The organism is Fusobacteria bacterium ZRK30, assembly GCA_024628785.1.
Classification (GTDB): domain Bacteria; phylum Fusobacteriota; class Fusobacteriia; order Fusobacteriales; family Fusobacteriaceae; genus Psychrilyobacter.
In genome coordinates, this window is the sequence record CP102405.1 from 316,264 (window position 1) to 330,379 (window position 14,116).

Genomic DNA, 14,116 nt, shown 5'->3' on the forward strand with positions numbered 1-14,116 from the left:
TTCGTCCTCCTAGTTCTCTTCCTTTATAAAATCTCCATCATTCAGAGAGTATTGTCCTACTACTACTACCTTATTTGACTCCTTTAAATCTGAGCTTATTACCTCTTGGTTCTCCCCATCGGAGATACCTAAGTTTACCCTTATCTTTCTGGCTACCAGCCTTTCGTTTGTCTCTTTTACTATATAATTTTCTGATTCAACATCTTCCTTGTTTACTACAAATATATATGAATATAATTCCTCAATAATTACAGATTTTTTAGGCACCAATATTCCTTCTTTTTCTCCTGTATATAACTCTACTCTTGCGAACATCCCCTGCTTATATTTAGAATCTTTATTTTCCATCTTGATCTTTACTTCAAATTTTCTGGTAGACGGGTTAGCTATTGGGTTGATCTCATACAGTGATCCCTGTACAGGTTCCAAAGAATTTTCCACATAGATATTAGCTCTTGCTCCTGTCTTTAATCCAACTACATCCTGGGAGGATACTCCGCTCAAGATTCTTAAGTTGTCATTGTCCACGATCTTAAATAGTGGTTGCTCCTTCTCTACTTTTTGATATAATTTAAGGTCTAAATTTGCTATTGTCCCATTTATTTTAGCTTTTACAGTAAGATCATTGTAATCTTTTTCATTTGTTAAAAGTGATGCCTTAGCAGATCTGTATGCCCCTTCACTAGAAGCCAATTTATTTTTGACATCTAAAAATTCCTCCTCTGAAATTAATTTTTCATCGTAAAGAACTTCATATTTATTATAGGTAGTTTTCTGCGTCTCATAATCTGCCTTTGTTGAGATTACTCTTGCTTTAGAATCTAAATATGCAGATTTTACATCTTGATTTTCTAAGACTAACACTACATCTCCGACCTTTACTTTATCTCCGTTTTTATAGTTTATCTTTATAACATCTACTCTGCTTTTAGTAATTTCTTCCATCTCATTTATAGAATCTAAAGACCCAGATGATACTGCTACTTTATTTATTTCGCTTAAATCAGCATCGACTACCTTTACATTTTTATAATTAATCTCTTCCTTTTCTTTAACATTCTCCTCTTTTTTTCCGCAAGCTACTACACTCAATGCTATGAGTAATACAGCCATCTGCTTCATTAGTTTATTCATTCTATCCTCCCGTTCGCCTATAGACGAAACAATAATTAATAATTTAATTTTTACTTTAAATCTTCTAAATATTTTTCATATGCATAATAATAATCCAGCTTTGTTTTAATCAGAGATAATTTAGTATCACTTAACTGCGTTTCATAGATCAAATAGTCTGTTATAGATATAATCCCTTCATTATATTTTCTTTTTTGCAGATCGTAGTTCTCCTGTGAAGCTTCTAATTCAGCTTCCTTAGTTTCTGTACTTCCATTTAACTTAACCACATCAATATAGTTGGTTCTGATATTCACTTCTAAATCATCCAAAGTTTTTCTCTCTGTATTTTCAGCTTTTCTAGTCTCATTCTTACTTCTTGTATAGGCATCCCAGGATTTTCCAAAATCAAATAATCTCCAATTTACTTCTACACCGGCAGTCCAATACCAGTCATCCATAGAATCACTCAAATGTCTATCTTCAGCACTATAAGCCAGTCTTGCATTTATTTGCGGCAATAGATCTGATCTGGATATTTTTTCCTGTTCCTCGACTATATTAGTATTCAACTGAGATATTCGACTATCTTTATTATTTAAAAGAGCATAATTTATATCTTCATTTACATCTATCAGATCTAAATCATATTTTTGAAACTCCAATTCCTCTAATTTTATATCTCTATCTATGGGCATCCCAATAATATTTTTAAACTCAATCATATATACTGCACCCTGATTTTGTGCTTCTACCAAGTCGGTTCCTGTAGATATAACTTGTGTTTTAAGGGGCAGATAATCAGATTTAGATATTAGATCCAATTGATATTTTCTCTCTGCCTGATCAAAAGCAACTTTAACTTCCTCTAAGGACGTTTCGTATACCTTGATAACTTCTGCCTGAGCCAACACCTTTAGATATGCATCTATAACTTCTAACTTTAACTGACTCTTACTTTTAGCCAATTTATATTTCATCAGCTCCTGGGATATCTTGGCAATTTCAATCCCTGCAATTACTGTTCCACCATTATAGATCGGCTGAGTAATCCCCAGTTCATGATTAAGTCTTTGATCACTCTTGCTTCCGTCCATCATTCCAACTTTATTTTCATCTCCTGTAGCAGTATATCCCCCTCTATAATCCAATCTGGGAGCAGCTGATTTGTACCCTTCCCTTACCTGTAGATCAGTATTATCTCTGTCAATCTTTACATTTTGATACTCATAGTTATTTTCATAGGCCATATCCAGGGACTCATTTAAAGTCATCTTTTCTGAACCCCATAGGGAAGATGCCATTAATATTAACATCAAACTCATTATCTTCTTCATTTTTTCCTCTCCTCTTCATTAAAATAATTAATCTTCATCACCTAGTTCAATACTCTTACAAAATCTTTCAAAGGGTTCATCGGATATTTTTTTATCGTAAGCCTCCTTCGTTATATGAAAATATTTCCCTGTAAATGTACAGCTCCCAATAAAATTAAGGATCAGCATCAATTCATCTATATTTCTCATATCTTTTTTCTCTATAATCTCTCTGAAAATATCCAATAAAAATTTATAATTTTTATGAAGTTCTGTTTTAGTATTGTCACTTATAAAATTAGAATTACTAAAATAATTTATAAATTTTCTCTCCTCTGAATTTTCTATCCCCCATAGAATTAAATTATCCCAAATTTTTTTTAATTTCATTTTACAGGTTTTTGCTCCATCCAGATCCTTTAAAATACTCTCTTTCTGTTCTAATTTTATCTCTATAAAAATTTCATTTATTAAAATATCCTTGGTTTTAAAATAATTAAATAAGGTTCCTGTACCTATCCCAGCTTCCTTAGCTATCAAACTAGTAGGCGTCCCGTGAAATCCTCTTTCTACAAAAAGCTTCACAGCTACTTCTATTATTTTTTTTCTTTTTTTTGTTTTATTGTCCATTTTTTCCTCCTCCCTAAAAAATGACTGACTAGTCACTTTCTAGAAAAGTATATACTTTTTTAGTTATAAAGTCAACTTTTATTTCTAAATTAACACAATAAAAAAACTATCAAAATAAAGTTTACTTTTTTTAAAACCATACATTAGGTTTCACCTAAATTCTCTCCAATATAATCTATTAATTTTTATATAAAAGCTATATAACCCATAATTTCTCATTCATTTTTCTTACTTAACGCAAGTATATCATGAGTAATTTTATTTTTTTTGATACCGATTGCTATAAAAAAGACTTCACCATTTTTCTTAAAATAAAAAAAGATTTAAATCAAATTTTATTCTGATTTAAACCTTTTTTTATTTTATTCAATAATTACTGGTATAACAGCCTCAATATTTCAATTAATCTATCAAATTTTTATTACATATTCAATGTTTTAATGAATATAAATTTTTCAATTACTGTTTTTAGAGCATGATTGTTGTGAGATGTTGAGATAAACTTCGCCATATTCTTCACTTCTGCTTTTGCATTTTCTACAGCCACCGGCATCCCTGCCACCTCTAACATGGTCATATCATTATAAGAGTCTCCTACACTTATAATCTCTTCTGCTTTTATACCCAACTTATGAGCTAATTTCAATAGACTGGCTCCCTTATCGATCCCTTTTTTCATTACCTCCAAGAAAAATGGTTTGGATATAGCCAGACTATACTCTCCCTTTAGGAGTTCATTTAATTTTTTCTCTACCTCTTTTAAATACTCTGGCTTTTCCAGCATAATACACTTTACTACTGGCTCAGTTACAGTTGATTTAAAGCAATCTACCTTTCTATATGGCATCCCTGTAAGATCTACTTCTACGTCTATATATTCACTTGTAGTTTCAGCAGTAATCTCCTCATCTACATAGGTAAGAAGGTGAACATCATGTTCCCTGGAAAGATCATATATCTTATGGGCATCCTCTACAGTTAATTTTTCTTCTAACCATATTTTATCTGTAGCGCACTCAGTTATTATGGCTCCATTATAACTCAGCATATAGCTTCCATATCTATCCAGCTCCAATTCTTTGGCAAACTCCTTCATAGCAAAGGTTGGTCTTCCTGAAGCTAAAACAAATTTAACCCCCATCTCCTGAGCTTTCATTATGGCTTTTTTATTTTCTCTGGATATCTTGCCCTCACTATTTAATAGTGTATCATCCATATCAGTTACTATCATCTTATATTTCATCTTATGTCCTCCTAAGTTTTCTTTTATTATATCATAAAAATATTTTTGCCGAATAAATGGGCAGATGTCATGCTTAAATTTAATATATGTAAAAACCCCTCCTAAATCAGCTGAGCTGATTTAGGAGGGGTTAATTTTATGATAAATAGGTGTTAGGATACGCCGGGTTTTGTCGTTGGTCAATCATTTATCTAGACCTATAATTGCTTATAGGTTCAAGCGACACACCTAAAGATCGAGACGGGCAGTCTCATAATGACCTTTCTTCGGTCTTGCTCCAGAAGGGGTTTACCAAGCTACAAACGTTTCCGAATGCACTGGTGGGCTCTTACCCCACCTTTTCACCCTTACCTACAAAACAAGTTCATAGGCGGTCTATTTTCTGTGGCACTTTCCTTAAGGTTTCCCTCAGCAGCCGTTAGCTACCTTCATTGCCCTGTGGAGCCCGGACGTTCCTCCCCTGGATTTCTCCAGCAGCGACTGACTCTAACACCTAGTTATTAACTAAAAGTTAATAATTATTTTTTTCTAATTCCACCCATCTTTATAAATCTTAAAGTTACAAAAATAGCTATAGCCATAAATATTAAGATCAGTAACCCTGCAAATTTATTTTCAATGAATGTTTTTTTTACTTCTTGTTTTTGGATCTCCTGTTTATCTACTTCTATATCATCTACAATTTTTTCCGATACATCCAAAACACTCAGTATAAATTTTTCATACTCTTTTTTTACTATTGCTTCTTCCCCTTCAATCAATAAGTTATCGATCTCTTCCTCGTAAGCACTGGTATCTATGTCCTGGGTAAATTTTAACTTTACATTAATATCATTTTTCCCGTCTGGAATTATGTCCAAAATTATCGCCTTTTCAACGATATCTTTTTCATCCATTTTTCTGCCAAGATTTATATGATACACTATATCTCCATTTTTTTCAATCTCTGATAATTTTTTTTCAATCTCCTGCTTCTCTTCTGTAGTCAAGTAGTTACCGCTGTCATTTACTTGTCCAAAAGAAAATGTAAATACTACAAGGACTAGAAATACTATTCTTTTTACCATAGGATCCTCCTAATTTTATAAACTCTTAAATACAGGCTGATCATTGTAGATCTCTACCTCTAAATCATCACAATATCTTTCTATTATGTCTGTAAAAAAATACTCACTTTCATAATGTCCAATATCAAAAATAGATATCCCCATCTCCCTAGCATCCAAGGCTTCATGATATTTTATATCACCTGTTATAAAAAGGTCAACACCTATTTTTTCTAATTTACCTAAAAAACTAGCTCCTCCACCATTTACTACAGCTATTTTTTTGATTTTTTTATCTAATTCTCCTACTACCCTTACATTATTTAGAGATAACTTACCTTTAACTTCCTCCAAATAGCTGCCTAACTGAACCTTTTCAGGAAGATTATATATTCTTCCCAATCCGCCTAAAGAGATCTTATTTTCTGTTTTTATCATCTCGTAAGGGACCTCATCATAGGGATGAATTTTTTTGATTTCATTCAACAGATTAGACAGTTTCCCTTTTTCACCTAAGATACTTATTTTTTTATTTTTATTTCTAAACTTTTCTTTTTCCTCGATCTTTTCAAAACTTTCCATAGAATCAGAGGTATAGTATACATTTTTGTACCCATTATACTCCAGTCCAAATTCCTCTATCTTAGATTTCATTCTCTCTTGGAACTCTTCCTTTATATAAATTGATAACAGGTACATCTCAATATTTTTTTCATCTAAAATTTTAGATGTTTTTACCCCTAATTTTTCACATATATATTGATTTAGACCGCTTTCTGCAGAATCCAGGTTGGTATGCATAGAATATACAGCAATCTTATTCTCAATTAATTTTAAAAGTTTTCTACCCATCAAATTTTTAGAAGTAACATTTTTTATCCCGCTGAATATAATTGGATGATGGGTTATAATTAAATTTGCTCCCACCTCTATGGCATGATCTATAACCTCTTCTGTGGCATCCAGTGAGATCTGTACCTTTGTTATTTCTCTAGCTTCATCTCCAACTAAAAGACCAATATTATCCCAGGATTCAGCTATGTTTTTAGGAAATTTTTTCTCTAATTTTTTTATCAAGCTCTTAATTTTCATCGATCCATTCCTTCTTTCCGTTATACTTTAATTTTATCATAAGTTTCTCTACCTCTGTCTTTACCTTTGATGGTTCCATATCTAAGATCTTACCAATCTCCTCAAAGTATTTTCTCTTCCCGCTGAGTCCATAGTATAGATCCAGGATCTTTATCTCCTTCACCTTAAATTTATTGGCTAAATTAGATACTGACATCAACTTTTCCACCTTTGCCAACTCCATATCTACTTCGGCAATACTCTTATACACTTCCGCTTCTTCTCTATCTTCCTCTTTTATCAAAAAACCATAATCACTGATCTTCTGTAAATTTTCAAATTCTTCCATATCCATATTTAAGATCTTCTTTATCTCTTCTGCATTTACTTCTTTCATCTCTGAATCAACAGCTTTATTCTCTGACTTATACACCTCTACCTTCATATTTTTAAAATAAGCTATTACCGGTGATTTCAGTTCTTCTACAACCAATTTGTTACTTTGAATCATCTCATATTTTATCCAAAACTCCATATATTCTGAAAAATCCATAGGACAACTTAGATCATAGTTATCTATTGCCTTCACTATTCCCATAAGTCCATCTTGAACTAACTCTATATAACTTGTTCCTGCCTTGGAATAATAAAGAGCTGTCTTAGCTACTAATTTTAATGATCCTTCCATAAGGACTTCTCTAGAAGAGATATCTCCATCCTTAATTTTTTTTATCAATTCTGATATTTTTTCTTTTTTTATAGATTTTACAGACGACAGTTCTCTCAAATAATTTTCCACAGTATTCTCATAAAAACTTCCTATATTTTTAAAATCGAATTTTTCAATTCTCCCATCTATCTCATCTATTTTTTTCCCCTCTAAATTTAAGATTAAACTCTTAAATTCTTCGGTAGTAGAAGTTTCAGCCATCAATTCAAAACTTCTCATATTTATTGTGTTACCTGCATTTTTAAAATCTATTTTCATTTTCTCAACCCCAAATATATTTTTTTAGTATTATATATAATACCAAAGATTTTAAACTCTTTCAATGAATTTAATATTAAAATAAGAGGCAGTCCCATAGGATCTACCTCTTAGTTAATTAAGTATACAAGATATCCTCTTAATATCCTTAATTTTTATTTTTTAATTAGCAGTTTGCATTAAAATCAAATTTAGCTAATCCACCTAATGATGTTTCTTTATATTCACTCTTCATGTCCAGACCAGTTTGCTTCATTGTAAGTACTACTTTGTCGAAACTAACTGTATGCTGACCATCTGTGAATAATGCATAGTTAGCTGCATCTAATGCTCTAACTGAAGCTGCTGCATTTCTTTCGATACAAGGAATTTGCACATATCCTCCAACTGGGTCACATGTAAGACCTAAGTGATGCTCTAATGCCATCTCTGCTGCATATTCTATTTGATCTAAAGATCCACCTAAGATAAATGCTGCCATTCCTGCTGCCATTGCACATCCAGCTCCAACTTCAGCCTGACATCCACCTTCTGCTCCAGATATAGTTGCATTTTCTTTGATTAAGTTTCCAATTAATCCTGCAATCGCAAGACCTCTTAAAGTTTCTTCCTTAGATAAGTTATGCTCTTCTTTTAAAGCATATAATAATCCCGGGATGATACCAGCGGCACCACATGTAGGAGCAGTAACTACTCTTCCTCCTCCACCGTTTTCCTCTGATACTGCCAATGTATAAGCAAATATTTTTCCTAAGTAACTAGTTCTTGAGTCGTCTCTTCTAGCTTTTCTATAAAACATTTGAGCTTTTCTCGGGTATTTAATAGTTCCTGGTAATACTCCAGTCTTTGAAAGACCTGCCTTTACAGAGTCCTCCATAGCTTCCCAAGTTCTCTCTAAGAATGCCCAGATAGAAGAATCTTCCATCTCTGCTACATATTCCCATAATTCTTTTTGATTTTCTTTACACCACTTTATTACTTCATCCATAGTTGTTAATGGATAAATTCTATTTGACCCGCCTCTAGATTCTCCATCTTCTACGATAGTTCCTCCTCCAACAGAGAACACTAACCATTCTTTAGTATCGTTTCCATCTTTATCTACAGCTATAAATTTCATTCCATTTGTATGAAACTCATGAACAAAATCCGCCATCCAAACTATCTCTGTAGCCTTAGGCTTTAAAGTTTCTTCGATAACCCAGTCAGTTAAATGTCCCTTACCGGTAGCTGCCAATGATCCATATAATTCTACCTTAAAACTAGCTGCATCGGGGTTCTCCATCTTAAATCTCTTTGCTGCTCTTTCTGGTCCCATAGTATGCGAACTAGATGGTCCATTTCCTATCTTAAATAATTCTTTTAACGAATCCATAACTGCTTCCTCCTAAGTTTTTTCTGAATTTCAAATAATTCAATAAAATAATATTTTTTATACTATATTATAACATAATTTTTATATTTTACAAACTTTCTTCCATATAAAGTTCGTATAATTGTGCATTTATAGTCTTTTAAGGACTAAAATAGTTCAAATTGTACTTTAGAAATTATAAATAGGTTTAGGAAGACCCCCTAAACCTATCATTATTCTATACTTTTTTTTATTTTATTTTGTTCCTCTAACAACTTCAGCTGGTATTATTTTGTAATTTTTAAAGATAACTGATCCTAAAAATCCACTGAATGCTCCTGCTGCTGCACATAATACTGCTGCTTTGATTACTGTTATTGCCGGATTAAATCCAAACATTACTGCTAATCCTGCTATTGGTGTTGCTGTTCCTACTGCATTGTTGATTAAACCAAAGTGAACTACTACTAATCCTGCTAAAGCTCCTCCAATAAAGTTCGTAACAAATACTGGAATTGGATTTACAGAGATAACGTCAGCCTGCGTTAACGGCTCAATAGCTACTGCTATTACAGTCTCTTTTTTTCCTAATTTTAATCTGTGGAATAAAACAGGGTTTAAGAAAGATGATCCCATTACTGCTAAAGCTCCTATCGCCATTGGTACTCCTGTTAATCCTAACATTGCTGTAAGTGCCATTGAACTAAGTGGTGCTGTTGCTACTACAGTAATTACTCCACCTAAAACAATTGCCATTACCATTGGACTCTTAGTAGTCGCTGCTGTGATTACAGAACCAATGTTTAATAATGTTTGGTTAACTACTGGATCAGCTAATAATGCTATCCCTCTTGCTGCTGGTGCTACAAATAGTAAACAGACGATTAAATCTAATCCTGCTGGTATTTTTTTCTCGATTTTAGGTACTACGAAGGCCAATACATAACCTGCTACAAATCCAGGTATTATTCCGTAACCTAATACCGCTGCACCTATTAACATTGCATAAACCGGTGATACACCTAAAGCTAATGCAACTAATGTAGCTGCTGCTACTCCACCCATCGATCCAGATGAATCTCCGACTTTACCTAAAAATTCTATTCCTATTAAATCTCCACCAACATATCTTTGAAAAGCTTCGACTAAAAAAGTTGCTACTGCTGCATTTGCTAATGCACCCATCGCTTTCATCCCTTTTGGCATCTTTAAACTGAATAAAGAGAATATTGAAAGCACTAATAATAATAATGCAATACCTTTTAACATTTCCATAATTTTTTTCCTCCTAAATATTTTAATTGTTTCAACGAACAATTTTCCCTAACGTGCTTATTTAGTATAACATAAAATTCACTATATTCAAATAAAAATTTCACTTTTCTGAATAAAAGTGTGCTTTTTCCAAAAAAAAAACAATTTAATCAAACATAGTTGACAAAATTTAATTATAACTTAACACATTCTATTAAATGTCGTTTAAAAAATTCATTTTTTTGAACCTATTGTACGAAAGTTCAGTTTTTAATATATTAGTTTTTATGATATAATGAAGTGTTAAATAAAATACAATGTTTCAAAATATTACGTTTTGCCTTAAAATATGAACTTTCCTGAATAAACAAAGATCATTTTTAAAATTAAAAATATTGAAATAAACGTAAAATATACATTAACATTTAGATTTAGGAGGAATATACCTTGAATTTAGGAGAAAAAATTAAGTTTTTTAGAAAAGAACAAAAAATGACTATAAAGGATCTTTCAGGTAAAACCAGCCTGTCAGTTGGATTTATCAGTAATATAGAAAGAGGACAAAATAGTCCGTCTATAAGTAATCTTCAACAAATTTGTGAAGCTTTAGAAGTTAACCTTATGGAAGTTTTACAGGATGTCAATGAACAGTCTCCAATCACTAGAAGAGATGAAAGAAAATCAATCTTTGAATCAGAAAAAGGAGATATCACTATAGAAACCTTAACTAATGCTAATCATGCATTAAACGGTATATCTATCACTATTTCAGATGATAATCAACACAGTGACTTTTCTTGGGGACACAACTATGATGAAGTAGGAGTTGTTATCGAAGGTAGCTTAGAGATCGAATTAAATAATAAACTTTATACTTTAACTGAAGGAGATTCTATCTATATTGAGAAATTCCAAGCTCATAAATACAGAAATCCTGCTAAAAAGAAAAACATCACTCACTGGTTTTCTTTAAGAAACTAAAAAAAAGTTTATCTGCTATGCAGATAAACTTTTTTTATTAAAATTAATTCTTATACTGTTTTAAAGTCTTCTAATTTCTTTCTTCTGCTAGGATGTCTTAACTTTCTCAAAGCTTTCACTTCGATCTGTCTAATTCTTTCCCTGGTTACTTTGAAGATCTTTCCAACTTCTTCCAAGGTTCTTGGACATCCATCATCTAAACCATATCTAAATCTTAGAACTTTTTCCTCTCTATCACTCAGGCTGCATAAAACTTCATTTAATTGTTCCTTTAATAAAGTTTTATGAGTTTCTTCATATGGACTAAGCATATTGTTATCCTCAACGAAATCTCCTAATTCACTATCTTCTTCACTTCCTACTGGAGTTTCTAATGAAATTGGATCCTGGTTCATTTCCAAAATAGTTTTTACTTTTTCAGTTTCCATCCCTAATCTATTACCTAAGATTTCAGGTGTAGCTTCCTTACCTGTTTCTTGCAGATAGATTCTGGCTTCCTTTTTTATCTTATTTATCGTTTCAATCATATGTACCGGTATCCTTATAGTTCTACCTTGGTCAGCTATAGCTCTTGTTATAGCTTGACGAATCCACCATGTAGCATATGTAGAAAACTTATATCCTTTGGCATGTTCAAATTTCCCAACAGCCTTCATCAGACCAATATTTCCCTCTTGGATCAGGTCCAATAATTTAAGACCTCTATTAGTATGTTTCTTTGCTATACTTACTACCAGTCTTAAGTTTGCTTCTACAAGTTGGTTTTTAGCCCATTCATCCCCTTCATCAGATAATTTAGCTAATTCTATCTCTTGAGCATGTTTTAATAACGGAACCTGACCGATCTCACGAAGATACATTTTTATAGGCTCATCAACAGATACTCCCCCTACAAGTAAGTTCTTAGTATCTAATTCCTCTTTAGTTACTTCCTTCACTTTTTTAGGATCAAATTCAGAATCATCTTCCGGCAGACTAGATTTTACTATCATTGATTTGGTTTTAGTTGTTTTAGCAATTTTTTCCTTAGCTTCAGTCTTTTTCTTTAACTCTTTTTCACTTACTACTTTTATCCCCTGGTTGATCATCCCATTGATCAGGGTTTCTATTTTTTCTGGAGCAAAATCATCTTGAAGTTTGTTGTTTATCTCTTCAAAAGACATAATCTTGTCTTCTAAAGCCTTCTTTATAATTTCACGGACTTTCTCATTTTTAATAAAATTTTTCATCTTGCCTCCTCAACACTTACAAATCAAATTTTCATAGAAATAAATTCTTTATAATTTTCCTCTAAATCATCTATCTTTATATCACCAATTATTTTTTCCTTTATTTTTTTACAACTTAAAAATGATTTTATATCATTTGTTTTAAAAAATCCCATCTTTTCATCGATCTCTTTTACAAACCACCTCTTATAAACCTCAATATAAGTATTCATAATGTCATCTTCAGTTTTAGCAGAAAGTTCTGTAGATATATTTAGTATTATCTCCTCCTCTTCCTCCTCTAACTTAAAAAAATTCCCACGCAGTAGTTCTTGTATATAGTTCTGATCTCCATTTTGCTCAATTGTATCAAATATATTTTGAACAAAGGGAGAAGTTATAGTCTTATTTTTAAATTTTTCAAAATATTTTTTATCCTTTAAACAAAGTTTTAATGTTTCTAATTCCAGTTCATCTATTTTTAATGATCTTGTTTTTGAAAGCGGTCTCTCTATTCTTTTAGGTACCACAATATCTCCATTATTTTGGATTAAGATTTTTTTTAATATTTCAACCTCTTTTTCCATCCCTAACGATACTGATAATTTATTCAAATACAAGCTTTTTTCCAAATCAGTTTCTACAGATAGAAAAAATTCCTTAAATCTACCTATAAAATTTTGCTTTGCCATAAAATTACTTAAATCATATTCCTTAACATAATAATCATATAAAAAATCAAAGATCTCCTTTGAGTTTTTTACTGATTTCAAAAATTCAGTCTTACCATATTTTTTTAAAAATTCATCGGGATCTTTAGCATTTTTCAGTTCTAAAACCCTTATATTAAATCCATATTTTTTTAAGACTAGACTGGCTTTTTCACTGGCAACCCTTCCGGCATTATCCATATCAAAAGCGATAATTACATTAGATGTATATCTTTTTAGAAGTTCAGCCTGTTCATTAGAAAAAGCTGTTCCCAAAGGAGCCAATGCCACATCAAATCCATAGGCATGGGCCGCCAATACATCCATATAGCCTTCCATCAGGAGGGCATAATTTTTTCTTCTAATACTATTTCCCTTATTTTTTATCCCATAAAGGTTTCGTCCCTTATGAAATACCGGGGTTTCTGGTGAATTCAGATATTTTGCAATATCCTTTCTATCACTCATTGTTCTACCACCGAAAGCGATTACATTTCCACCTGGTGAATAAATTGGATAGATTATCCTGTCACGAAAGGTATCGTAATACCCCTTGTCACCGCTCTTTATTAAACCTAATTTAGATAGGATCGGAGGATCGTATCCCTTCTTTATCAAATGATCATACAGTGAATCCCAGCCATTCAGTGCATAACCTAAATTATTTTCCCTTATAAAATCAGGCTGCATTCCCCTATTATTTAGATAGGAAAGTGCTTCCCTTCCAGAGTTAGAAAAAATATTTTCCTTAAAAAATGAAAGTGCCTCATCCAATATCTTATAATATTTCTTATTTCTATCCTCTGAACTATTACCACTTATAGGAGCTATGTCTAATTTATATTTTTTACCTAACTCATAAACTGCTTCCCCATAGGTCAATTTATTATATTCCATATAGAATTTAATAACATTTCCACCTGCACCACAAACAAAACACTTATATATGTTCTTTGAGGTACTTACCATAAAGGAAGGATTAGTATCTTTATGAAATGGGCAAAGACCTTTATAATTAGAACCTGTCTTCTTTAAATCGACATATTCGCCTATAACTTCTACAATATTCAATTGTGTTATAACCTTATCTAAATCTTCATTTCTAAATCTCATAAAAACACCATCTTAATTTATTTTGATACTACATTTCAGTATATCCCATAATATTCATTATTTCAAGTATTTTTAATACTATTTTGAAT

12 protein-coding genes and 1 other RNA gene are annotated in these 14,116 nt (G+C 31.8%); 1 reads left to right on the forward strand and 12 read right to left on the reverse strand.

Annotated features, from left to right (window positions below):
* Positions 1-9 precede the first annotated feature (9 nt).
* From NRK67_06500 to NRK67_06545, 10 genes are all read right to left on the reverse strand, one after another.
* Positions 10-1,134, reverse strand: a complete 1,125-nt coding sequence (locus NRK67_06500) for an efflux RND transporter periplasmic adaptor subunit (protein ID UUV19150.1) — start codon at positions 1,132-1,134, stop codon at positions 10-12.
* A 50-nt stretch (positions 1,135-1,184) separates the two neighbouring features.
* Positions 1,185-2,450, reverse strand: a complete 1,266-nt coding sequence (locus tag NRK67_06505; protein ID UUV19151.1) for a TolC family protein — start codon at positions 2,448-2,450, stop codon at positions 1,185-1,187.
* Between the two features lie 27 nt (positions 2,451-2,477).
* Positions 2,478-3,059, reverse strand: a complete 582-nt coding sequence (locus NRK67_06510; protein UUV19152.1) for a TetR/AcrR family transcriptional regulator — start codon at positions 3,057-3,059, stop codon at positions 2,478-2,480.
* 421 nt (positions 3,060-3,480) lie between these two features.
* A complete protein-coding gene (locus NRK67_06515) occupies positions 3,481-4,302 on the reverse strand; it encodes a Cof-type HAD-IIB family hydrolase (protein ID UUV19153.1) in 822 nt (273 codons plus the stop codon).
* 142 nt (positions 4,303-4,444) lie between these two features.
* Positions 4,445-4,798: RNase P RNA component class A (gene rnpB / locus NRK67_06520), an RNA gene on the reverse strand.
* Positions 4,799-4,820: 22 nt separating this feature from the next.
* Complete coding sequence (locus NRK67_06525) at positions 4,821-5,369, reverse strand: hypothetical protein (protein UUV19154.1); 549 nt, start codon at positions 5,367-5,369, stop codon at positions 4,821-4,823.
* Between the two features lie 15 nt (positions 5,370-5,384).
* On the reverse strand, positions 5,385-6,440 hold the full coding sequence (locus tag NRK67_06530; protein ID UUV19155.1) for a Nif3-like dinuclear metal center hexameric protein: 1,056 nt from the start codon (positions 6,438-6,440) through the stop codon (positions 5,385-5,387).
* Positions 6,430-7,407 carry a sigma-70 family RNA polymerase sigma factor gene (locus NRK67_06535; protein ID UUV19156.1) on the reverse strand — a complete coding sequence of 326 codons (978 nt, stop codon included), beginning with the start codon at positions 7,405-7,407 and terminating at the stop codon, positions 6,430-6,432. Before NRK67_06535 ends, NRK67_06530 begins: the two co-directional genes overlap by 11 nt.
* 166 nt (positions 7,408-7,573) lie before the next feature.
* Positions 7,574-8,782, reverse strand: a complete 1,209-nt coding sequence (locus tag NRK67_06540; GenBank protein UUV19157.1) for an L-serine ammonia-lyase, iron-sulfur-dependent, subunit alpha — start codon at positions 8,780-8,782, stop codon at positions 7,574-7,576.
* A 234-nt stretch (positions 8,783-9,016) separates the two neighbouring features.
* A complete protein-coding gene (locus NRK67_06545; GenBank protein UUV19158.1) occupies positions 9,017-10,036 on the reverse strand; it encodes a PTS sugar transporter subunit IIC in 1,020 nt (339 codons plus the stop codon).
* Between the two features lie 426 nt (positions 10,037-10,462).
* Between NRK67_06545 and NRK67_06550 the strand changes: the two genes are divergently transcribed.
* Positions 10,463-10,996 carry an XRE family transcriptional regulator gene (locus tag NRK67_06550; protein ID UUV19159.1) on the forward strand — a complete coding sequence of 178 codons (534 nt, stop codon included), beginning with the start codon at positions 10,463-10,465 and terminating at the stop codon, positions 10,994-10,996.
* Positions 10,997-11,046: 50 nt separating this feature from the next.
* Here NRK67_06550 and rpoD read toward each other — a convergent pair whose 3' ends face one another.
* Together rpoD and dnaG are read right to left on the reverse strand one after the other, a co-directional pair.
* On the reverse strand, positions 11,047-12,225 hold the full coding sequence (gene rpoD / locus NRK67_06555) for an RNA polymerase sigma factor RpoD (GenBank protein UUV19160.1): 1,179 nt from the start codon (positions 12,223-12,225) through the stop codon (positions 11,047-11,049).
* Between the two features lie 23 nt (positions 12,226-12,248).
* Entirely contained in the window at positions 12,249-14,027 is a 1,779-nt protein-coding gene (gene dnaG / locus NRK67_06560) for a DNA primase (GenBank protein ID UUV19161.1), read from the reverse strand.
* Between the last annotated feature and the right edge of the window lie 89 nt (positions 14,028-14,116).